The sequence below is a fragment of the Poseidonibacter parvus genome (assembly GCF_001956695.1).
GTDB classification, from domain to species: domain Bacteria; phylum Campylobacterota; class Campylobacteria; order Campylobacterales; family Arcobacteraceae; genus Poseidonibacter; species Poseidonibacter parvus.
The window spans coordinates 299,725-321,884 of the sequence record NZ_CP019070.1 but is presented as its reverse complement, the minus strand read 5'-3'; the positions used below and the strand labels follow the sequence as shown (position 1 = coordinate 321,884).

21 protein-coding genes are annotated in these 22,160 nt (G+C 25.6%); 10 read left to right on the top strand and 11 right to left on the bottom strand.

What is annotated here, in order from left to right:
• Positions 1-7: 7 nt before the first annotated feature.
• The 8 genes from tatA to LPB137_RS01575 form a co-directional block, all read right to left on the bottom strand.
• A complete protein-coding gene (gene tatA, locus LPB137_RS01610; RefSeq protein WP_076083494.1) occupies positions 8-238 on the bottom strand; it encodes a twin-arginine translocase TatA/TatE family subunit in 231 nt (76 codons plus the stop codon).
• Positions 239-301: 63 nt separating this feature from the next.
• Positions 302-688: a fluoride efflux transporter FluC gene (locus LPB137_RS01605; RefSeq protein ID WP_076083491.1), complete on the bottom strand. Its 387-nt coding sequence runs from the start codon at positions 686-688 to the stop codon at positions 302-304.
• Entirely contained in the window at positions 678-1,364 is a 687-nt protein-coding gene (locus LPB137_RS01600) for a lysophospholipid acyltransferase family protein (RefSeq protein WP_076083489.1), read from the bottom strand. Before LPB137_RS01600 ends, LPB137_RS01605 begins: the two co-directional genes overlap by 11 nt.
• Positions 1,351-2,421 carry a hypothetical protein gene (locus tag LPB137_RS01595; RefSeq protein ID WP_076083486.1) on the bottom strand — a complete coding sequence of 357 codons (1,071 nt, stop codon included), beginning with the start codon at positions 2,419-2,421 and terminating at the stop codon, positions 1,351-1,353. The genes LPB137_RS01600 and LPB137_RS01595 overlap by 14 nt, the downstream gene beginning before the upstream one ends.
• 42 nt (positions 2,422-2,463) lie before the next feature.
• Complete coding sequence (gene purQ, locus LPB137_RS01590) at positions 2,464-3,135, bottom strand: phosphoribosylformylglycinamidine synthase I (protein ID WP_076083483.1); 672 nt, start codon at positions 3,133-3,135, stop codon at positions 2,464-2,466.
• Position 3,136: 1 nt separating this feature from the next.
• Positions 3,137-3,382, bottom strand: coding sequence for a phosphoribosylformylglycinamidine synthase subunit PurS (gene purS, locus LPB137_RS01585; protein WP_076083480.1), 246 nt, complete (start codon positions 3,380-3,382; stop codon positions 3,137-3,139).
• A gap of 62 nt (positions 3,383-3,444) precedes the next feature.
• Positions 3,445-4,398, bottom strand: a complete 954-nt coding sequence (locus LPB137_RS01580; RefSeq protein ID WP_076083478.1) for a phosphoribosylaminoimidazolesuccinocarboxamide synthase — start codon at positions 4,396-4,398, stop codon at positions 3,445-3,447.
• Positions 4,399-4,410: 12 nt separating this feature from the next.
• Positions 4,411-5,697 carry a S41 family peptidase gene (locus tag LPB137_RS01575; protein ID WP_076083475.1) on the bottom strand — a complete coding sequence of 429 codons (1,287 nt, stop codon included), beginning with the start codon at positions 5,695-5,697 and terminating at the stop codon, positions 4,411-4,413.
• 114 nt (positions 5,698-5,811) lie between these two features.
• Between LPB137_RS01575 and LPB137_RS01570 the strand changes: the two genes are divergently transcribed.
• Complete coding sequence (locus LPB137_RS01570) at positions 5,812-6,393, top strand: hypothetical protein (protein ID WP_076083472.1); 582 nt, start codon at positions 5,812-5,814, stop codon at positions 6,391-6,393.
• A 9-nt stretch (positions 6,394-6,402) separates the two neighbouring features.
• A complete protein-coding gene (locus tag LPB137_RS01565; RefSeq protein WP_076083470.1) occupies positions 6,403-7,386 on the top strand; it encodes a PQQ-binding-like beta-propeller repeat protein in 984 nt (327 codons plus the stop codon).
• A 24-nt stretch (positions 7,387-7,410) separates the two neighbouring features.
• Here LPB137_RS01565 and dksA read toward each other — a convergent pair whose 3' ends face one another.
• A complete protein-coding gene (dksA, locus tag LPB137_RS01560; RefSeq protein ID WP_076083467.1) occupies positions 7,411-7,770 on the bottom strand; it encodes an RNA polymerase-binding protein DksA in 360 nt (119 codons plus the stop codon).
• Positions 7,771-7,879: 109 nt separating this feature from the next.
• On the opposite strand from dksA, the gene LPB137_RS01555 reads away from it, so the two are divergent.
• From LPB137_RS01555 to LPB137_RS01540, 4 genes are all read left to right on the top strand, one after another.
• The gene (locus LPB137_RS01555; RefSeq protein WP_076083464.1) at positions 7,880-8,227 is read left to right on the top strand and encodes a nucleotide pyrophosphohydrolase; all 348 of its coding nucleotides are present in this window, start codon (positions 7,880-7,882) and stop codon (positions 8,225-8,227) included.
• 325 nt (positions 8,228-8,552) lie between these two features.
• The gene (locus LPB137_RS01550; protein WP_076083461.1) at positions 8,553-9,731 is read left to right on the top strand and encodes an ABC transporter permease; all 1,179 of its coding nucleotides are present in this window, start codon (positions 8,553-8,555) and stop codon (positions 9,729-9,731) included.
• Positions 9,728-10,396 (top strand): ABC transporter ATP-binding protein, encoded by a 669-nt coding sequence (locus LPB137_RS01545; RefSeq protein WP_076083458.1) that lies wholly within the window; start codon positions 9,728-9,730, stop codon positions 10,394-10,396. Before LPB137_RS01550 ends, LPB137_RS01545 begins: the two co-directional genes overlap by 4 nt.
• Positions 10,393-11,361 carry a hypothetical protein gene (locus LPB137_RS01540; RefSeq protein WP_076083455.1) on the top strand — a complete coding sequence of 323 codons (969 nt, stop codon included), beginning with the start codon at positions 10,393-10,395 and terminating at the stop codon, positions 11,359-11,361. Before LPB137_RS01545 ends, LPB137_RS01540 begins: the two co-directional genes overlap by 4 nt.
• 25 nt (positions 11,362-11,386) lie before the next feature.
• Here the strand turns inward: LPB137_RS01540 and LPB137_RS01535 are convergent, their stop codons facing one another.
• Complete coding sequence (locus LPB137_RS01535; RefSeq protein ID WP_076083451.1) at positions 11,387-14,182, bottom strand: DUF3427 domain-containing protein; 2,796 nt, start codon at positions 14,180-14,182, stop codon at positions 11,387-11,389.
• A 64-nt stretch (positions 14,183-14,246) separates the two neighbouring features.
• Here LPB137_RS01535 and LPB137_RS01530 point away from each other — a divergent pair, with 64 nt between their 5' ends.
• From LPB137_RS01530 to LPB137_RS01520, 3 genes are read left to right on the top strand one after another with little or no spacing between them, the layout of a single operon-like run.
• Entirely contained in the window at positions 14,247-14,960 is a 714-nt protein-coding gene (locus LPB137_RS01530; protein WP_076083448.1) for a GNAT family protein, read from the top strand.
• A gap of 59 nt (positions 14,961-15,019) precedes the next feature.
• Positions 15,020-15,808 carry an ABC transporter substrate-binding protein gene (locus LPB137_RS01525; protein WP_076083445.1) on the top strand — a complete coding sequence of 263 codons (789 nt, stop codon included), beginning with the start codon at positions 15,020-15,022 and terminating at the stop codon, positions 15,806-15,808.
• A gap of 11 nt (positions 15,809-15,819) precedes the next feature.
• Positions 15,820-18,276 carry a PAS domain-containing sensor histidine kinase gene (locus LPB137_RS01520; RefSeq protein WP_076083442.1) on the top strand — a complete coding sequence of 819 codons (2,457 nt, stop codon included), beginning with the start codon at positions 15,820-15,822 and terminating at the stop codon, positions 18,274-18,276.
• Positions 18,277-18,288: 12 nt separating this feature from the next.
• On the opposite strand, the gene LPB137_RS01515 is transcribed toward LPB137_RS01520, so the two are convergent.
• Complete coding sequence (locus tag LPB137_RS01515; RefSeq protein ID WP_076083439.1) at positions 18,289-19,899, bottom strand: PAS domain-containing sensor histidine kinase; 1,611 nt, start codon at positions 19,897-19,899, stop codon at positions 18,289-18,291.
• 121 nt (positions 19,900-20,020) lie between these two features.
• Here LPB137_RS01515 and LPB137_RS01510 point away from each other — a divergent pair, with 121 nt between their 5' ends.
• The gene (locus tag LPB137_RS01510) at positions 20,021-22,159 is read left to right on the top strand and encodes a chemotaxis protein CheB (RefSeq protein ID WP_337251433.1); all 2,139 of its coding nucleotides are present in this window, start codon (positions 20,021-20,023) and stop codon (positions 22,157-22,159) included.
• Position 22,160 lies beyond the last annotated feature (1 nt).

Below are 22,160 nucleotides of genomic sequence, written 5' to 3'. Positions count from 1 at the left end.
TCTACTCTTATACTGATTTAGTTTCGTTTTTGTCTTCTACTTTAGCTTCAGCTTTTTTTTCGATTTCATCATTTTTGTTTTCAGCAACTTCATTTTCTTCATCATCTTTTACAGCTTTTTTGAAGTTTTTAATTCCAGAACCTAGACCTTTAGCTAATTCAGGTATTTTTTTACCTCCAAATAGTAGTAGTACTACTAAAGCTATTAATATCCATTCCATTCCGCCAGGCATTCCCATGACTAATCCTTATGTTAATTTGGACTTATTATAACTTTTTAATGCTTAAAATTTTTTTGTGATTTATTTAAAGAAGAATTGAACTATTTTATAACCAGAACCAGCAGCAATAATTGTTCCAAAAACATTTAAAACTATATTTGTAATTGCTAAATATATTGATGTTCCAAATAGTAAGTATGATTCAATAGCAAAAGTTGAATATGTAGTAAGAGCTCCAAGAAATCCTGTAGTTAAAAAGGCTTTTAGAGTATCAGAAACTGCAATATTTGCAAAATAAGCAAAAAGTATTCCTATTATAAAAGAACCAATAACATTTACAATTAATATTCCAAGAGGAATATCTAAAGGAATATATTTATTTGACAAATGAACACTATAAGCACGAGCTATTGCACCAAGGAAACCTCCTGCTCCAATTGCTAAGATAGTTTGCCAACTAAGAGACATAACTTTTTATCTCTTGCTCAAATACTTCATTCATTTTTATTTCTGTATCTTCAAACCACGAAGTTGATTTGTCTGCTTGAATTGGATCTAAATATATAATTTTTACAGTTCCTGGTGTGGCCGTTAATTTCTTTGAATCTACTATATTTCTAGTATTTAACATAACAACTGGTTGTACTTTTAATTTAAATTTATTACCAACCATTTTTGCACCTGCTTTAAACTTAAGCATTTTTGTTCCATCTGATCTTGTACCTTCTGGAAACATTGCAATTGGTCTTTTCTTTTCTAGTCTGTCTTTTACTTCTTTAAATAAGTGCATAATTCCAGCTTTATTTTCTCTATCAATAGATATCATTCGAGGAGCTTTTATAATATGTCCAAAAAAGAATAAATCTGCAATTTCTTTTTTTGCAACCCAAGCTAAATCTCTGTTGTGAATATACTCCATTACAATAATGTCTAATAAAGATTGATGGTTCATCAGAACTAAATCACATGATTCATCAATTTTTCCTACAGTTTGAATTTTTATACCTAAAAGTTTAATCTGAATTTTCATCCAAAGTTTTATAACTTTATGTGTATGATTTCTAAATAAGTACATTGCTAAAACTGTTATTGCAACTGTTATTGTAAACTGTATTAAAAGTATTATTCCTCTAATTCTTGCCAAGATTTTCTTCCTTTATCCATCCAATAAACTTATTCTTAATTCCCATTACTTTTATAAATTCTCTTTTTTTATTTAAAACTTCAACTTTTTCTTCATTTTTTAATTGAAAGAATATTGTTGATTTATCAGTAGGTAAGATATAAATATATGAATCTTTTTTTACAATTCCAGTTCTATTAGGCATTAAATAAATCACTGAAACTATTAGTAAAATAATTGAAATTATTAAATATATTTTATTTCTTTTCCAAATATAAAGAAGTATGAATAAAACTAATATAACAACTAATGCCATTTTTTTGTATTTCTCAAAACTTGAATCATTAGGATTTAAATCTGTTTGAGTACTAACTAATTCGTTTTGTAAAATTAAAGGAACTGTAACAGTAACAAAACTTTTTGTTGCTGTATTATAATAATTAAACTCTATTTTTTTCTTATGTATAGGAAGAACTAGATAATAAATTAAATTTTGATTAGGATAATTATCATTTAATTCAGAAGTACCTTGTTCTTCTATTCCTTTAATTTTAAAATCTTCAAGATTTGAATTAAGAGCATCTACATCTATTATTGTTAAAGATTCTTTATTGTTATATTGCTTAGTTTTATAAGCTTTTAGTTTAAAGTCTTTTGCAATTATATTAGAAAACCTTTCATCATCAGTGGCAATATCTGAATAAGTTATATTTCTACCACCTAAATTTGTAGTTTCTATAACATTTCCATTTTTAATTAACTTTACTGAAAATCTTGGTAATTTAAAACTTCCCGTACCTACTTTGAAAAAGAAATTTGTTTCATAGTTTGCACCTGATGTATTTACCCACTTACTTTTTGGATTTAATACTTTTATATTTTTAGAATTAGAAAAAGATGTTGTAATATAATCGAAGTTTTTAGTAGTAATTAAAGCTTTTAATTTGATTTGGAATTTTTGATTTTTGTATACTTTTTTAGGTATTTCTTTATAAGAAACATATAGATTCTTTGCAGCAAATAAATTTACTGATAATAAAATATTTACTAAAATTATTAGAGATAGTATTTTTTTCATAATTTGCTTTTTATCAATAAGTATATAGCCGAAGCTATACTCTTATTGTAAAAAACCTTTAAGCATTCTAATTCCATCATCTCCACCAAGTAATTCTTCCATTGCTCGCTCTGGATGAGGCATTAAACCAAATACATTTTTTTCTTTATTACAAATACCTGCAATATTTGAAACAGAACCATTAATATTTTCAGCTGTTCCATTTTCATCACAATATTTCAATAAAATTTGATTATTTTGTTCTAATTCTTTTAAACCTGCTTCATCAATAAAGTAATTTCCATCATGATGAGCTACAGGAATATTTAAAACTTGATCATCTTTTAAAAGTGAAAGAAATGTATTATCATTGTTTATAACTTTTAAATTATGAAATTTCGAAATAAAATGTAAAGAATCATTTCTTTTCATAGCTCCAGGTAATAATCCAGCTTCTAGTAAAATTTGAAAACCATTACAAATTCCTAAAATTTTACCACCTTTTGCAGCATAAGCTTGAACAGAATCCATAATAGTAGCAAATCTAGCAATTGCACCAGATCTTAAATAATCTCCATATGAAAACCCACCAGGAATTACTAGTAAATCTGTATCTTCAGGTATCTTTTTTTCTTTATGCCAAACAATTTCAACTTGTGCACCTAATTTTTCAAAAGCATATTGTGTATCATACTCACAATTTGTCCCTGGAAATTGTAATACTGAAACTTTCATATTAACCTACTATTTCGATGTCATAATCTTCAATAACAGTATTTGCAAGAAGTTTTTCACACATCTTTACAACTTCTGCTTTAGCATCTGCTTCATTTGAAGAGTTAAGTTCAATGATAATTTGCTTACCAATTCTTACATCTTTTACAGTTTCTTTAAATCCTAAAGTATCTAATGCATGATGAGTTGCTTTACCTTGGTCATCAAGTACACCTTGTTTTAATGCTACGTTTACAATTGCTTTCATTTGTTACCTTTTTAATTTATATTTTGCGATTATATCTAAAACTGTCTTATAGCAGTTTTTTATTACTTACTTAAACTTGTATGAATTCTACTGTATCCAGCTAAAATAGTATTTTTAATTGAATCTGGAACTTCAACTTCTAGTTTTTCACCAGCTTTTAAAGCCTTTGCTTTTTCTTTCCAATTATTCTCTTTTCCAAAATCTCTTAAGATTTGTTTATCCATTGAAATAAACTCACCTTTATCAAAATCTTCAGAAGCGATAAATCTTGAGCTTTCAGGAGTTAAAATTTCATCACCTAAAATCCACTCACCTTTTGCGTTTACAAAAGCTTCAAATTTTGTATCAACAATAACAATTCCATTATCTAATGCAAATTGTGTAAAATCTTTGAATAGTTTTTCTAAACTAGAAATAATTTCAGGGAATACTTCTCGTACCTTTGCAGTGTTTAAAGGAATATCTTTAACACCTTTAGTTGTTGGTGTAAAAATTGGCGTTTCAAATTTATGCCATTGTTTTAAATCGCTTGATAATTCTAAACCATAAGGGTCATTTCCATTTTGGCAAGCTTCATATAAAGAACCTGTTAAATAGTTTCTAAAAATAAATTCAAACTGTACTACTTCACCATCAATTTCAGCTTCTAAAGGCTTACATAGTTCCATTAATTGACATCTAGGAGCCACACTTAAACTTTGGTCAATTTGCTCTTCTAAAATAGCAGTTGCAATTCCTGCTTCTCTTGCAAAAGCTGCTCCACTATTTGAAATAGCAGTTTGAGAAACGCCTTTTCCTTCAATTTCAAGATTTAATGGAATATCAAAAACTGAACATCTATCACTTCTTACTAATAATACTTTTGCATCTTTTCCTGGACAAGTATAAAGGTCTGCGTTTTTACCTATATAAAATAAGTTATAACCTAATTCTTCTAATTCAGAAATACCTTTTTCTGAAGTTGTTTTCTTTGACTGTGGCCAAAGACCAAGCTCGATAATCTCACTTATGTTCATTCGTTCTCCTACTTATTTATTTATAATTATTAAAGATTTTAAAATTCCAACAGATGTATTTAATTGATTATCATTTAAAACATCTTCACTTGTAATGATTTTTTTATCTTTTTTATTTTCTTCTTCTTTTTTTACTTTTTCATCAACTTTTTCTAATTCACTTTCTAAGTGTTTTTTTAAGTCTGCTTCTTTTATTTTAAACTCAGAACTTTCATCTTGCGTTGCTTTTCCAGCATATGCAAGAATATCTGGAGTAACACCTACTGCTTGAATTGTTCTTCCACTTGGAAGATAATATTTTGCAATTGTAAGTTTAATAGTCTCTGTTCTATCTTCTGTAATTGGTAAGATTGCTTGAACAGAACCTTTACCAAATGTTTTTTCTCCAATTACAATTGCTCTTTTATGATCTTGTAAAGCTCCACTTACAATTTCAGAAGCCGAAGCAGAACCACCATTTACTAAGACAACCATTGGAAGTCTTGAAATAGTATTTGATACAGATGCTTCAAATTTTTCTTCATCTTCAGCTTTTCGACCTTTTTGAGAAACAATAACACCTTCATCAACAAAAAGATCAACCACACCAATTGCTTGAGAAAGAAGTCCTCCTGGATTATTTCTTAAATCAAGAACTAGTCCTTTTACTTTTGGATTATCTTTAATTGCTTTTTCTAAACCTTCAACAACTTTTCTATCAAAACTTGTAACTCTTAAATATAATAAGTCTTCTTTTTCAAAAGTTTTAGAAAATACTGATTGAATTTTAATAATATCTCTTGTAATAGTTATTTTTACAGGTTTGTTTTCACCTTTTCTAACAACTGTAAGTAAGATATCTGTTTTAGGTTTTCCTCTCATTAGTGATACAGCTTCATCTAAAGTCATATTTAAAGTTGATTTATCATCAATTTTTAAAATAATATCAGATGCTTTTATACCTGCTTCAAAAGCTGGAGTATCATCAATTGGTGAGATAACAGTTAAAGCACCATCTCTCATACCAACAGTAATACCTAAGCCACCAAATTCACCTTTTGTTTGTATACTCATCTCTTTTGAAGATTTAGCATCTAAAAAACTTGAATGTGCATCAAGCTCTTGCATAAGACCTTTTAGAGATTTGTTTACAATTTCTTCTAATTCTATATCATCTACATAATATTTTTCAACAGTACCAATTACTTTTGTTAATTTTGATAGTGATTCGAATCTTGTTTTTTCAGATACTTCTTCTTTTGCAAAAACTGATTGAGTTAATAATAATGCTAGAGATGAAGCTAATAATAATTTCTTCATATGTATATAACCTTTTAAATTTATAAAGATAAATTATACAAAAAAATTTATAAAAGTAAGGTTTTATAAACTTTTTTGTAATATATCATCTAGTTTTAAAAAAGGTTTATAAAAATGAGTATGAAAGAAAATGTTGATTTCGTAAAAGAAGAATTAAACAGCGAAGAGAAATTCCTAGAAGGTACTGTAAAAGTTGAAAGATTTTTCAAAAAATTCAAAGCATTAATTATAGGGCTTGTTACAATTTTAATCATTGCAGTTGTAGCAATAAGTGTAAAAAATTATAATGATGAACAAAATTCAATCGCTGCAAATATAGCTTTTGATAAAGTTATAGCCAATCCAAGTGATAAAGAAGCTCTTAATACTTTAAAAGAATCGAATAAAAAACTTTATGAAGTAGCTTTATATTTACAAGCTAAAAAAGAAGGCAAGTATCCTGATACTGAGATTACTTACTTAAAAGAATTAACTCAATATCAAAAAGCGCTATCAAGTAGTGATGTTAGTTTATTAAATACTTTATCTATGCAGAATGATTTTTTATTAAAAGAGTTTGCAATATTTAATAAAGCACTAATTTTAGTTAATGAAGGAAAATATCAAGAAGCAAAAGTTGCGCTTAACTTAATTCAGAATTCATCAAAAGCTTCTGAACTATCAAGCTTATTACAACACTATTTATTAACAAAATAAGGAACAATTATGAAGCATCTTTTTATTTTAGTAGCAGCATTATTTTTATTAACAGCTTGTGGAAGTAAGAAATATTTTGAACCTGAAGATGTAAAAAGTTCTTTAACAGTAGAAGAATCATCTCTTCAAGCACCAATTATTTCTATGAATAGAGAAGGTGCTACTTTAGAAGATGGAACTATTATTACAAGAGATGGTGTTTCTAAATTTAAATTACCTGAAAAATTTCAATTTTTAAATGTTAGTAATACGGGAAAAGTTTTATCTACAAATTACAAAGATAAATTACTAATTGGAAACGAAGAATTAGATGTAGAAAATATTGTAGTTGCTGCATCACTTAAAGATAATAAACTAGCACTAGTTTATGCAAATAATTCAATTGAATTATTCGATTTAGATACTAAAAAAACATTGTTTAAAGAGTATTTACCAATTTCTTTAGCAAATGATACAAGAATAGCGAACCCACACTTTATGGGTAACTTAGTATTATTTCCAACTTTAAATGGAAAAGTAGTAATTATTTCATCTAAAACAAATGAATCTGTAAAAAACATTTCGGTTGATTTAGATAGTCAATTTAACAATATTATATTTTTACAAGTGATTCAAGATGAACAAACTTTAATTGCTGCAACTGCAAATAAAGTTGTAACAATTTCTACAAAAAATATCTTGTCAAAAGATTATGAATTAAGAGATATTATTGTTAATGGAAAAAATATTTATTTAGCTACTATTGATGGTAGATTAATCAAGTTAGACTTAGCATTAAAAGAAGTTGCTAGCAAAAAATATAAATATTCAAAAATTCATGCACTTGCATTTACTGATTCTTTATATGCCATTGAATCACAAAGCTTTATAATAAATGTTAGTAATGATTTTACAAATGATAGAGTATATGATTTTAATTTTGATAATGAAGAAAGATTGATTGTTATTGGAAATAAAATCTATACAGATTCTAGAGAAATTACACTTCCATAAAACTATTAGGATTTCCTAATAGTTTTACTTCATTTGCTCATTTTCATAAACAGTTCTACATTCAGTACAAAACTTTGCAAAAGGCTTAGCTTTTAATCTTCCAATAGGAATAGTTACAGAACACATTGCACAAGTTCCGTAAGAACCATCATCAATTTTTTTAATTGCTTCTTCAATTTGTTTTAACTCATCTAATTGATGATTAGCAATCATTCCTTCTGTAAAAGAATCACTTACTAATTCAGCATAGTCCAAATCATCTTTTATTTCTTGATCCTTTAATTGATCAATATTTGCTCTACTACCGTTTATATTATTTAAGATAGTTTCTTTTCTTAAAATTAATGTATCTTTTAATTCATTAATTTGCTGTCTATTTGGCATTAATGTTCTCCTTAGTATTATTATAATTATATACTTTTTAATATATATATAATATAAGAGGCCTTATAATAACTAAAAATAGGCACATACAAAGAAAAAGGATAAGTTCATGAATATAGAAAAAATCAAAGAAAAGATATTAGCATTTTCAAATGACAGACAATGGGAAGAGTTTCACAATCCAAAAAATCTATCAATGGCATTAAGTGTTGAAGCATCAGAATTACTTGAGATATTCCAATGGCTAAGTTTAGAGCAAGCCTCAAATTTAACAGATAAAAAACATGAACATGCAAAACAAGAAATAGCAGATATTGCCATTTATTTAATAAGAATTTGTATGAAACTAGATATAAATTTAGAAGATGCAATAAATGAAAAAATGCTTTTAAATGAAAAAAAATATCCACTAATAGATGAGAATGGAAATAAAATTGAATATGGTAATAAGGACTAATACTAAATAAAAGTATTTAACACTTATTTAATTAATTAAAGATAAAATACTGTTTGTTGTTAAAAGGAGTTTTATATCACTACTTTATCTAAAAGTTTCACTTTTATTATTACTATATTATTATCTATTTTTATTTTTTTTATATTCATAGACTCAAAAACAAATAAAGACAATATTATCTTTAGTAAAACTATTTCTTCAATAACTTCGCTTCCAGGAATTTCTTACTCAAACTCAATTTATGAGCCTAGAATAAAATCTTATAAAGATTATTCACACACTTTTTATCCTGAACAAAAAAAAATTAATTATTCGGATTTTATATATGAAAACTAGTACTTTTTTTAACTTTTTATTTTTATTAATTTATAAACATAAATCAAAACATATTGCGATTTCTTTAATCTCAATTTTAATTGTATTTTTAATATCATCAGTACTTTTTATCTCTTCATCTATTCAAAAAGAGGTGTTTTCAACACTAGACTCACAAAGTGATTTTGTAGTTCAAAGAATGAATCAAGGAAGAGTTATTAATACTCCAAACTCTTGGATTGAAGATTTCTCTTCTATAAATGGAATTAAAAATATCCAACAAAGAGTTTATGGTCAATACTATTTTGAACCTTCTCAAAAATACTTTACAATTGTTGGTATTGATTTATTTGAAGAGTCTGCTAATAAAAATATTAATAAGCTTCTATCAATACTTGATGTTTCAAAGTTTTTAGATAAAGATTCTATGATTATAGGAAATGGTGTTAGAAAAACTTTAGATGAACTTTATTATTCAGATAGCTATTCTTTTAAACTTTATGACAGATCTTTAAAAAAAGTAGCTATTTTTAAAGACTTGCCAAAAGAGGCGAATTTAATAGCAAATGATTTGATTATTATGGATATTTCACTTGCAAAAGAGATATTAAATATAAATGAAGATGAATCAAGTGATATTATATTAAATGTTCCAAATGATTTAGAAAGACCAAATGTCGAAGTTGAGTTGATTTTACAGCATTTAGATATTAGAGTTATTCAAAAAGAAGATATCCAAAAAGCTTATGAGAACTTATATAATTATAAAGGTGGAATGTTTTTAATACTTTTTATAATCGTAATGATAACCTTTGTATTAATTTTATATCAAAGATATACAATGATAAGTTCATCAGATAAAAAAGAAATAGGTATTTTAAAAGCAGTTGGTTGGAGTATAAAAGATATTATAAAATTAAAAATATCTGAGACTTTTATTGTGGCTTTTATTTCATTTATAATTGGAATTATTTTAGCTTATATTTTTGTTTATTTTTTAAATGCACCAATATTAAGTAATATATTTTTAGGATTCCAAAATATACAAAATGAAGTAAGTTTTACTCCTAATATTTCTATTTCAAATATTATTACACTATTTATATTTTTTATAATTCCTTTTATATCTGCTGTTTTAATTCCTGTTTGGAAAATTGCAGTTATAGATGCACAAGAGAGTATGAAATGATACAAGTAAATAAACTAAATAAGATATTTAATGAAAATACAAAAAAGCAGTTTCATGCATTAAAAGATATTAATCTTCAAATTCAAACATCTTCTTGTGTTATTTTAAAAGGAGTTAGTGGAAGTGGAAAATCAACTCTACTTTCAATTTTAGGAACACTTTCTAAGCCTTCAAGTGGTGATATTATTGTAAATGGTGATAGCATTGCAAAATTACCTGATTTACATGCATCTTCTTTTAGAGCGACAAATTTAGGGTTTATTTTTCAATCATATAACCTTTTTAATGAACTTGATGTGATACAAAATGTTTCAATACCTTTAGTTCCTTTAGGATTTACACAAAAACAAATCAATGAAAAAGTAAGTATTGCGTTAAATCTTGCAAATATTGAACATAAGAAAAATGAAACAGTTTCAAATCTTTCAGGAGGAGAGAAACAAAGAGTTGCAATTGCAAGAGCTTTAGTAAATAATCCTGATATTATTCTTTGTGATGAGCCAACTGCAAACTTAGACAAAGACAATTCTTTAAAGTTTATAGAAGCAATGAGAAAGCTAAAAACTTTAGATAAAACAATCATTATTGCAACTCATGATCCAATTTTTGAAAATCTTGATTTTGTTGATGAAGTAATAAATATAAAAGATGGAGAAATAGTTTGAATAATGTACTTTTATCAAATGAAATTATTGTATTTTTATTCACGCAAGTAATACTTTTTATTTTACTTGCTATCTCTTTCTTTTATGCTTTATTTATTATAAAAAAATGGGATTATTCAAAAACTACACAAACACAATATAAGCTAGAAAAACGTTCGTATTTAGTGATTTTAATCATTACTTTTACCATGCTTATTAAAATATTTTTAATGCCCTATTTTGCTTATAGTATTGATCTTTTATCTCATATAGTTCCTGGAGCCATGTGTGCAGCTGGGGTTATTGATGCAAATGAATACGGTCAAACTCTTTTAGTTTTTAAAGTATTTCTGCTATTTTTCATAGGTATTTGGATGATTTTAAATAGCTTAGATTTAAAAGAAAAAACCTATCCTTATACAAAGAAAAAGTTTTGGTTTTTTATTTTTATTTTTATACTTGTTATTATTGAGTTAAGTCTTGATATTTTGTATTTGACAAATATATCTACAAAAGAGCCAGTATTGTGTTGTTCTGTGATTTTTGGAGCAAGTTCAACGGGTGATCAAATTCCATTTAATTTAAATACTACTATGCTTTTAGTGATTTTTTACTTGCTTTATTTTTTGAGTATTTTTGTTAATCTTCAAAAAAATATCTATTTAAATATAATTATAAATATACTATTTTTATATATTTCTTATTATGCAGTTACTTACTTTTTTGGAACATATATTTATCAACTTCCAACACACCAATGCCCATTTTGTATGCTTCAAAGAGAGTATTCTTATATTGGCTATTTTATATGGGGAACATTATTTTTAGGAACATTTTTTGCATTTGCATTTTCTAGTTTAAAACTAATAGTAAATAGATCACTTGATTATACTTTAAAATATTCACTAATTTTTAATGCTTTATTTGTATTTATTTGTACTTTTTATGTTCTAAAATACTATTTAGTAAATGGAGTTTTTTTATAAAAATATAAACTCCATGATTTAAATCTTAATCAACAACTTTTGTAAATTCTTCATAGAGTTTATTACTCAAAGGAGTTTCTAGTTTTAAAGTAGTTGATATTGGTTTATTCCCTTCATATTTTATAGTATTTGCTAAGCCTAAATATATAAAGCCTTGAGTTTTTTTATCAACTTGTGCAAATTTTCGCACAAAAATATGAAGTTTTATATTTAGTTTTTTATTGTTTATTAGTTTATTTCCATCTACACTATCTTGAGCAGTACTTGGTTTACTTTGATAGGTGAAAGTATCTTTTGATAAAAAGGCATTATCATAATATGATGATTTTGAAAACTTTTCTTTTTCTAAATTTATAAACAAAAAGAAATCGTCTTGATATTTTAAAAATCCACTTCCTCTAAAAGAAGAATGTATTTTATTAAAATTACAAAGCTGTGCAATATTTAGCATATTATATTTTGCAAAAAGTTTTAAAAATGGCAAACCATAATCTTTAGCTTCAAACTCTTTTTCATAACGCATAATTCCATAATCAATACTATCTTCAAATATTTTTTTGTATTCATTATTTAACAACATTGCCTCAAACTCTTTTGTTTTTGTAAGTTTGTTATTCTCATAATTTACAAGTTTAAGATACCTTGAAACTTGTGCTTTATCAAAGTAGTTTTGATTTAAGAAATTAAAACTATGTATTATAGTTTCTTTATTTATTTTATTTAGATATTTGCCAAGTATTTTAAAAGCTATTTTTTCATCTATGCTTTTGTTTGAAAGTAAGTATTTTAAAATCACAAACTCATAAACTCTTTTTATAGGAAGTAAATAATCAATAAATCTTATAGCTTTTATAAATACCTCATCTTTACATATTTGTTTTAAGTGCTCATTATCTTCAACTAAAGATAAAAATTCTATATACGACTTGCTATGGCTTATAAAAGCTAAAGGACATAGCATGTTTTCATAATGTAAATAATCAAGTAAAAAAACTCTTTTATTTTCTAAAATCTCTTTAAACTTATAGTACTGCTCTTTTAAATACTTTATATGATTAAAGTTTTGATTTGTAATTTGTTCTAATATTCTTTGCTTTGATATTTCATCCATTTTTATAAATACATTTTGCATATTTGCAAAGTTATTTTGAACAGATATTTTGATACTTTCTTTATCAATTATTTTATTTCCAGCTAATGCTAAAGCTATTAAATATGCTTTATTATGATTTCCAATGAAATCTAAAACAGTTAAAAACTCTTTATTTTTATACTTACGTAAACCACGACCAAGTTGTTGTATAAAAATAATAGGTGAAGAAGTTGGTCGAAGCATTAAAACAGTATTTATAGATGGAATATCAATACCTTCATTGAAAATATCAACTGTAAATATAACTTCTAAAGAGTTTGTATCATCTTCTAAGTTTTTAATAGCCTCTTCTCTTTTACTTATACTATTATCACTTAATAAATATGTTGAGCTTATACCTTTTTTATTAAACTGCTCACTCATGTAAAGGCAGTGTTTTTTTGAAACACAAAAAGCAATAACTTTTCTTTTTGAACCACTATGAGAATAGAAATTCATTTTTTCAACTATATAATCAACTCTTTTGTTTACATTTAAAACTCTAGCTATCTCATCAACTTTTGAAATATCAATATTACTATAATCAATACTATTAATATCACTAATTCCATAATAATGAAAAGGTGTTACAAGGCTATTTTCTAAAGCATCATTAAGTGTAATATCACAAGCAATGTTTTCATCAAATACTTTATAAACAGACTCTCCATCCATTCTATTTGAAGTTGCTGTTAAACCTAGAAGGAATTTTGTTTTAAAATAGTTTATTACTTTCATATAAGAGTTTGAAACAACATGATGTGCTTCATCAATAATTATATAATCAAAGTCATCTTTATTAAAAATCTCATAATTTAAACTCATAGTTTGAACAGTTGCAAATAAATAGTTTTTATCTAGCTCTTTTTTGTTTCCTGTATATAAACCACAAGTGAAGTTTTTATCTATTATTTTTTCAAAGCTTTGTTTTGCTTTTATTAAAATATTTTCTCTATGAACTATAAAAAGCAACCTTTTTGGTCTTACTGTTTTTACATCAAAAGCTGCAAGATAAGTTTTTCCTGTACCTGTTGCTGCAAGGGCTAAGGCTTTTATTTGTTTTTTCTTTCTTAAATCTTGAAGTTTTTGCAAGGCTTGTTTTTGCATATAGTTGCTATTTAAAGTATTTGAACTGTTTATATCACTTACTTTAAATACTTTTTGAAACTCTTGATTTTTCTTAAATTTTTCATACTCTAATAAAAACTCTTCACTAGCATTATATGAACTATTCCATAAAGCTTTAAACTCATTTAACACATCATTTAAAAACAAATCCTCTTTTTTAGATATTGTTTTTATATTCCATTCAATATTCGTTTTAAAAGCACTTGCTGTTATATTTGAAGAACCTAATAATATTTCGTAAACCTCATCAAATTCAAAGATATAAGCTTTTGAATGAAAGCCGATATTACTTAAAGAACTATCATATATTTTAAGCTCAATATTTTTAAACTCTTTTATTTTCCTCAAGGCCTCAACTTGAGTAAAATTTAAATATGTAGAAGTTAAAACTTTTCCTTTAACACCTTTTTCTTCCAAAGTTTTTAAGCTATCTAACAACAACTGTAATCCTGAGAAATTAATAAATGCAACATTAAAAATAAAACTATTACAAGTTTTAAGTAAATCTTCTAAATGATTATGAAAGTTTGTAGTTTGATTGTTTGTAATTAGTGTATTCAAAAAAAGCCTTATGATTATTGTTTATTATAATTAAATGAAACGTAATCTATGCTAAAATCCTTTTATGAGCAAAGACAATACAATATACTACTTAACATTTGAAAATATAAAAGATACAGATATTCTTTTTAATGATATTTATTCAAATGAAGATACAAACTACTACTTTTGTGATGATTTTTCAAAAGACTTTTATATATATTTAGCACGTTGTGGTTTTATTTGCACTTCTACTATTTACCAAGATAAGCTTTATTTATTACCTGAAATGCAATTTGAATATGCCCTTTTAGATTTTGAGAATCTTCATATTAGTAAAAAAGTAAAAAAACTAATAAAACAAGATGATTATGAATTTACATCAAATACAAGATTTAAAGAAGTAATTGAAAAAATAGATGAATATCACGAACCAAATTGGTTAATAGGTGAATACAAAAGCTTACTTATCAACTTACATAAAACTTATGATAACAATGATTTTAAGCTTGTTTCTTATGAAATAATAGATAAACATACAAAACAATTAATAGCTGCAGAAATTGGCTATAAAATCTATGATACTTATACTTCGCTGACAGGCTTTAGCTCAAAAGATAAAAAATATAATAATTATGGAAAACTACAATTAGTCTTGCTAGCACAAGAGTTGCAAAAAGAAGGCTTTTCCTTTTGGAATTTAGGTCATCCATATATGCAATATAAGTTTGATTTAGGAGCTGTTAAATACTCAAGAAATGATTTTTTAAAAAGATGGTTACCTAAGGTTTTTATTTAAACATTTGTTTCAAATACTAATTATGATATATTGATTAAATAACTTAAATAGGCTTCTATATGAATATAATAATATTTTTCGTTTTTATAATATTTGTCTCTAGTTTTACTTTGAATGCAAAGAACAATAAACTAAATAAAATAATAGAAAATAACGAATTAAAAGTTTGCATTTGGCCACAATATTATGGAATATCCTATATAGATAAAAGAACTCAAAAGTTAAGCGGAATTGATAGTGATTTAGCAAAAGAGTTAGCAAAAGAGTTAAAAGTAAAACTCAAATTTGTAGAGAGTTCTTTTCCAACTTTAATCAATGATATAAAAAATGATAAATGTGATATTGCAATGTTTGCAATAGGTAATACAAAAAAAAGAGCCCAACACTTAAGATTTACAAGTGCACATTTACAAAGTGATATTTATGCAATTACTACAAAAACTAATAAAAATATTAAAACATGGGAAGATATTGATAAACCTAATATTGTCGTAGCTGTTGCAAAGGGAACTTATCATGAACCAATAATGAAAAATAGATTAAAAAATGCCAAACTTCTTGTAATAAAAGGTTTTAAACAAAGAGATGAGGAAGTACAAGCATCAAGAGCAGATGTTTTTATGACGGACTATCCTTACAGTACCAAAGTACTTAATAAAACTTCATGGGCAAAATTAATCAAACCTCCCAAAACTTATCACTTAACATCTTATGCTTGGGCTATGGCTTACAATAATGATGAATTTTATAATGCAGTAGAGAGTTTTATAAGCAGTATAAAAAAAGATAATCGATTAAAAAATCTTGCAATAAAAAATGGCTTAGAGCCTATAATAAAATTGAACTAAAAAGAAAGTATATGTTAAGAAAACTAGCTACAAAAGATGTAAACTTAATTATATTTGGTTCTTTAACTATTTTAATTATTATAATACTTGGAATAGTATCATCTGCACAAATCCTGAAAAAAGAAGCTATTGACAATCAATTAGAGATTTCTTCTTTAAATGGAAAATATTTAGCTGAAAACTTAAATCAAAATATGCATAATATTGAAATACTTATAGAAAATATTTCTAGTATAATAGATACAAAAGAGAGTCAAAGACTTACGAATATTAGACTACATAATATTCTAGAAAGATTTCCTATTATTCGTTCAATAAATATCTTAGATAAGAATAAAATCATTTATAGCTCAAATGATTTAAACCTAGGTTTGATTATCAATGATTATCTTTTCTATCCCAAGCCCTTACTTCAAAGTAATATACTTAGAGTTTCTTATCCATGGTTAGGAAGAGATTTTATTTCAGGTACAAATGTATTAGGAGAAGATGATATACCAGAAGATAACTTATCTTTTATACCTATTTTAAAAGACACTTATATAAATGACAAAAAATATAGCGTAATTATAAATTTAAATTCTGATTTTATTCTTAGTAAGTTTAAAGAAAGAAGTGCAAATAATATGTTTGAAATTACCTTATCAAGAACAGATAATATTCTTTTACTATCTAATAAAAATATTAACTCTATAGGAAAACAACAAAAAATAAGTTCTTTACTTCAAAATGCATTTGATTTAAATATTTCTACAGGAATTGAAGAAATTAATAACACTAAGAAAATAGTTACATATACATTAACTCAGGATTATCCTTTTATCATTAGTTTACACTTAGATTATAAAGAAAGTTTAATTTCATGGAATCAAAAAAGTTATAAATTCTTTTTTATATCTATTAGTATTGTTGTTATTTGTATAATCATTGTTTTGATATTGATTTTAGTATATAAAAAAAGTAAAGAAAAAGAAATACAATTACAAAAATTACAGCTAGAAAACCAAGAAAAATTCAAACATTTGTTTCAAGATTCACATCTAATGACAGCAATTCTTGATAATAAGGGAAGAATCTTAGATATTAATGGTTCTTTATTAGAGTTTTTAAATGCACAATTAAAAAATACAATAGATAAATCTTTTTGGAATTTAAGTTGTTGGGAATATGAAGAAAAAAGTTTTTTTAGAAGACTCTTTATTAAAAATGATTCAAATATAAATATAAAAAAAGAGATAAAAGTACTAGATAAACTCAAAAAAGAAGCAATAATTGAAATTAATATTTTTGCAATTAATAAAGATACAGAAAATTATAAATATATTTCAATTGCCCAAGATATTACGCAAAGAAAAGAAAGAGAAAAAAAACTTTTACAAGCATACACTGTTTTTGATAATACACAAGATGGTATTGTAATTACGGATAGATATACAAATATTGTTGATGTTAATTCTGCTTTTGAACGTATAACCGGGCATTCTAAAAAAGAAATATTAGGTAAAAGTATTAGAATATTAAAATCAGACGTGCGAAATGAAGATTTTTATATAAATATGTGGAATAATCTTAATAATTACAATTATTGGGAAGGTGAAATTACAAATTTAAAAAAAGACAAGAGCCTTTATACAGAATGGCTTACAATTAATTCAATATTAGATAAAAATTTACAAGTGATAAACTATATAGGAATATTTAGTGATATAAGTAAAGAAAAAGAAAAAGAGTACTTGTTAAAAGAACAAGAATCTGTTATTTATCAACAATCAAAAATGGCCTCTATGGGTGAAATGATTGAAAATATTGCACATCAATGGAGACAGCCTTTATCTGTAATTTCAACAGCTGCAACTGGAATTAAAATGCAAAAAGAGTTTAATATATCAAATGAAGAAGATGAAATAAAAAGCCTTGATTCAATTAATGAAGCAGCTCAATATTTGTCTGAGACAATCGAAGATTTTAAACATTTTCTTAGTAATAACAAAGAATTAAAAGAGTTTTCTTTAGAATCTTGTTTTACATCTGCGATAAAACTTACAAGTTCGAAACTAAAAAATAGAGACATACAAATTATACAAAATATAGATGATATTAAAATCTACGGATTAAGAAATGAACTTATCCAAGTTATTATAAATATAATTAACAATGCAAGAGATGCACTTGATGAGCTAGAAATAGAGGATAAATATATATTTATAAACTCAAGAACTAATAAAAAAAATGTACTTATAGAAATAAAAAACAATGGAGATATAATTCCCAAAGAGATTATAAATAGAATCTTTGAACCTTATTTTACGACAAAACATCAATCACAAGGAACGGGGATAGGTCTTTATATGAGTAGTGAGATTATTACAAATCATATGAATGGTTCACTTACTGTTAAAAATGAAAATTTTATTTACAATGATATAGAATATCAAGGTCCATGTTTTAAAATTGAAATTCCTATTTAAATAAAAGAAGTCTTAATTTTCTAAATTTGGAATAGTTACTATAAACAATGCACCTAAATCAGTATTTTTAACTTCGATTAAACCTTTTAGATGTTTATCAATAATAGTTTTTGTAATATAAAGACCTAAGCCAGTACCACTTGCAGGTCCTTTTGTAGTAAAATATGGTTCAAAGATTCTATCCATAATTTCTTCTGCTATTCCACCTGCATTATCTTCTATTTCCAAAACTAAAGAAGTATCTTGATTATAAATTTTTATCGTAATAAAAGGATTAGCTATTAACTCTGTAGCTGCTAATAATGCATCTTTTGCATTATTAATTATATTTATTAAAACTTGTAATAATTCATTCTCATAAGTTAAAATATCAGAAGTATCAGAAGTGCTTATATTAAAATTAATATTGTTACTTCTTAGTGTTTCAGAGTTTAGTTTCTTTATTTTTTCTATTATCTTATTTCCATTTGTTTGTGCAAGAATTTTATTATTTTTAAAAAAGTTTTTAAAATCTTCAATAGTTTCAGATAAATATTGCGCTGATTCATTAATCATATCAAGACTTTTAATTTCATCTTCTTCACTTATTGCATAAAATTCTTTTTGCATTTTAATTCCAGTTGCAGCTGTCGAGATAACGGATAAAGGCTGTCTCCATTGGTGAGCAATGATAGAAATCATTTCTCCCATTGCAGCATGTCTTGCTTGAACAAGCATAATATCTTCTTGTTTTTTTAGTTTTTCTTCCATTTTTATTTTTTCATCAATATTAGTTTCAACGGCTATGTAATTTATAATATTCTTTTTTTCATCAAAAATTGGACTAATTGCTACTGCCATCCAAGAAATCTTTTTAGATTTTGATAAATTTTTTAATATCCCAGTCCATGTATCTCCATTTGAAATACTATTCCATATTTCAGAATACTCTTTAGGACTTGTAAATCCTGATTTAAAAACAGAAGGTCTCTCCCCTATTAATTCTTCTTTTGAATACCCACTACTTGATATTAATTCTTTATTTACATATGTAATATGACCATCTTTATCAGTGATAATAATAGAAACAGGTAGTTTATCTAATGCAGTATCATAAAGATGCAGTTTCTCTTTTTTTTCTTTTTCTTTTGTTATATCAACAACAGATAAAAGATACATACTTTTATTGTTAAGTTTTGTAATTTCATGAGTTACTCTAATCCATTTAATCTCACCTTTTATACTTTTGATTGATATATCAAAAAAAGTACTATTATTACTTTTTACCCAAGAAATAAAACTATTCATCTGATTCATATTCTTAAAAAAAGAGAAAAAATAAATATTTCTTCTACTTTCTAGAAAATTGAAAATTTCAAAAGCGTGTTTATTATACCTATGAATATAATATTCATTATCTAAAACAAGATAACCAATTGGGGCATTCATAAAAAGAAGCATAAGTTCTTCTTCTTCTGCTTGTAATAATACAGTTTCTTGATCTCTTAATTCTTGATTCTGTAACTCAAGTTCAATCTGGTTTACGTGTAGTTCTTCTATAACTTCTTTAATATCAATAGAGTCTATATTAATTTCTTCTTTATTTTCTAATACATCTAGTGCTCTTTGTCTTAAAGATTTCATGAACTCTCCTATTTTAATTATTATAGAATAAATAAGCTTTGAATAGCTAAGTTATGGTATCATACATTCAACAAAAGGAGAATATTATTTTGGATAAGATAGAAGAAAAAATGATGATTTAATAGTAATTGGAATTGGTGCAAGTGCTGGAGGTTTAGAAGCATTGCAATCTTTTCTAAAAAATGTAGAAATCAATACAAACTTTGCTTATATTGTTGCTCAACATTTATCTCCAACATATAAAAGTTTGATGGTTGATTTACTAGCTAAAGACTCTCCTATTAAAATTAAAGAAGCAGTTAGTAATGAATTAATAGAATCAAATATTATGTATATTTGTCCTCCTAATAAAAATATCTTAGTAGAAGGTAATCACATAGTATTAATGGATCCTAAACAATTAACATATGGTCCAAAACCTTCTATAAATATTCTTTTTGAATCAATTGCAGCAAGTAAAGAAAACAAATCTATTGGTATAATCTTAAGTGGAACAGGAAGTGATGGCTCTCGTGGAATTAGAGCTATTAAAGCTGAAGGTGGTTTTACAATTGCACAGCAACCTCAAAGCTCTAAATATGATGGAATGCCTAATTCTGCTATTAATACAGGAAATGTAGATTTAATCTTGGATGTTGAAGTAATGGCAAAGGAAATAGCTGAAATTGTAAACTATCCTGACAAAAATAAACCTGCTAGTATAATGAACGAAGAAACACAAGTTTACAAAAATATTTTAGCAAAATTACATAGAAATAAAAATATTGATTTTACATTATATAAATCCTCTACTGTAAACAGAAGAATTCAAAGAAGAATGGCAGCTTTAAAAATTACAAATTTAAGCACTTACTCAGAGCATATAACAAACAACTCAGAAGAAATCGAAGCACTTTTCAATGATATTTTAATTGGTGTAACGTCATTTTTTAGGGATAAAGATGCTTTTTTAGAACTTCATCATCAACTTGAAAAACTAATTAAAAGAAAAGATAATAAGCATATTCGTATTTGGACACCTGGATGTTCTACAGGTGAAGAAGCCTATACAATTGCAATGGTTTTAAGTGAAATCTTAGATAAAGACTTTGAAGATTATAAAATCCAATTATTTGCAACAGATATTGACGAAATATCTACATCTTTTGCAAGAATGGGAAGATATCCAGAAAGTGCATTAATTGACATTGATAAAAGCTTTGTAAAAAAATATTTTACAGTTAAAAATGATGAATATGAAATAATTAAACCAATTAGAGATATGTGTATTTTCTCTAAGCATGATATTACAAATGATCCAGCATTTATGAGACTTGATTTAATTGTTTGTAGAAACCTTTTAATTTACTTTACAGCAGAACTACAACAAAGACTTTTCCCAATGTTCCATTATTCATTAAATGAGAAAGGTATTTTATTTTTAGGAAAATCAGAATCAATCGGCTCTTTTAATAATCAATTTAAAATTATCGATAAAAAATGGAAACTCTATGAAGCCGTGTATATGGGACAAAAAGTAGCCCCATTAATGCCAAAATCATTCAAAGCTTCAACTACATACAAAAGATATGAACTTGAAAGAGAAAGCAATAAAAGTATTCCAACTGTGTCTGAAATGATGGTTGATCATATTCAAAGACATATAATGCCTATGTGTATAGTTGTAAATGATGTTTCAGATATGATTTTTATAAAAGGTAGAAATCCTTATTTAGTACACCCTGAAGGAGAAATGACTCAAAATGTATTTAAAAATATACATAGTGATTTATCAGTTGAATTAAGAGCAGGACTGCACGATTGTAAAAAAGATCCAAATATTGTTAAAACTCAATTTACAAAAGTAGCACTTGCAGAACAAAATAAATTTGTAAGAATGGTAATTGTTCCTCTAGATAATTCCCTTACAAATGATTTATTTTTAGTTTGTTTTCAAGAAGAAGAAAAAGAAAATTTAAAAAGCTATGACATTATTGATAATATAAATAATAATAGTGAAGAAGTTGAAAGATTAAATTTAGAATTAGCAAGAACAAGAGAGCATTTACAAACAGTAATTGAAGAACTTGAAACTTCAAATGAAGAAATGCAAAGTTTAAATGAAGAACTTCAAAGTTCTAATGAAGAACTTCAAAGTTCAAACGAAGAACTAGAAACTACAAATGAAGAACTTCAATCTACAAATGAAGAACTTCAAACAGCTTACACAGAAATGCGTGCTATGTACGAAGAAAGAGATACAGACGCACAAAGAATGTGAG

Excerpts from the sequence above, each read along its gene's own strand:
- tatA (WP_076083494.1), bottom strand. The coding sequence starts at position 238 with ATGGGAATGCCTGGCGGAATGGAATGGATATTAATAGCTTTAGTAGTA.
- LPB137_RS01605 (WP_076083491.1), bottom strand. The coding sequence starts at position 688 with ATGTCTCTTAGTTGGCAAACTATCTTAGCAATTGGAGCAGGAGGTTTC.
- LPB137_RS01595 (WP_076083486.1), bottom strand. The coding sequence starts at position 2,421 with ATGAAAAAAATACTATCTCTAATAATTTTAGTAAATATTTTATTATCA.
- purQ (WP_076083483.1), bottom strand. The coding sequence starts at position 3,135 with ATGAAAGTTTCAGTATTACAATTTCCAGGGACAAATTGTGAGTATGAT.
- purS (WP_076083480.1), bottom strand. The coding sequence starts at position 3,382 with ATGAAAGCAATTGTAAACGTAGCATTAAAACAAGGTGTACTTGATGAC.
- LPB137_RS01580 (WP_076083478.1), bottom strand. The coding sequence starts at position 4,398 with ATGAACATAAGTGAGATTATCGAGCTTGGTCTTTGGCCACAGTCAAAG.
- LPB137_RS01575 (WP_076083475.1), bottom strand. The coding sequence starts at position 5,697 with ATGAAGAAATTATTATTAGCTTCATCTCTAGCATTATTATTAACTCAA.
- LPB137_RS01570 (WP_076083472.1), top strand. The coding sequence starts at position 5,812 with ATGAGTATGAAAGAAAATGTTGATTTCGTAAAAGAAGAATTAAACAGC.
- LPB137_RS01565 (WP_076083470.1), top strand. The coding sequence starts at position 6,403 with ATGAAGCATCTTTTTATTTTAGTAGCAGCATTATTTTTATTAACAGCT.
- dksA (WP_076083467.1), bottom strand. The coding sequence starts at position 7,770 with ATGCCAAATAGACAGCAAATTAATGAATTAAAAGATACATTAATTTTA.
- LPB137_RS01555 (WP_076083464.1), top strand. The coding sequence starts at position 7,880 with ATGAATATAGAAAAAATCAAAGAAAAGATATTAGCATTTTCAAATGAC.
- LPB137_RS01550 (WP_076083461.1), top strand. The coding sequence starts at position 8,553 with ATGAAAACTAGTACTTTTTTTAACTTTTTATTTTTATTAATTTATAAA.
- LPB137_RS01545 (WP_076083458.1), top strand. The coding sequence starts at position 9,728 with ATGATACAAGTAAATAAACTAAATAAGATATTTAATGAAAATACAAAA.
- LPB137_RS01530 (WP_076083448.1), top strand. The coding sequence starts at position 14,247 with ATGAGCAAAGACAATACAATATACTACTTAACATTTGAAAATATAAAA.
- LPB137_RS01525 (WP_076083445.1), top strand. The coding sequence starts at position 15,020 with ATGAATATAATAATATTTTTCGTTTTTATAATATTTGTCTCTAGTTTT.
- LPB137_RS01520 (WP_076083442.1), top strand. The coding sequence starts at position 15,820 with ATGTTAAGAAAACTAGCTACAAAAGATGTAAACTTAATTATATTTGGT.
- LPB137_RS01515 (WP_076083439.1), bottom strand. The coding sequence starts at position 19,899 with ATGAAATCTTTAAGACAAAGAGCACTAGATGTATTAGAAAATAAAGAA.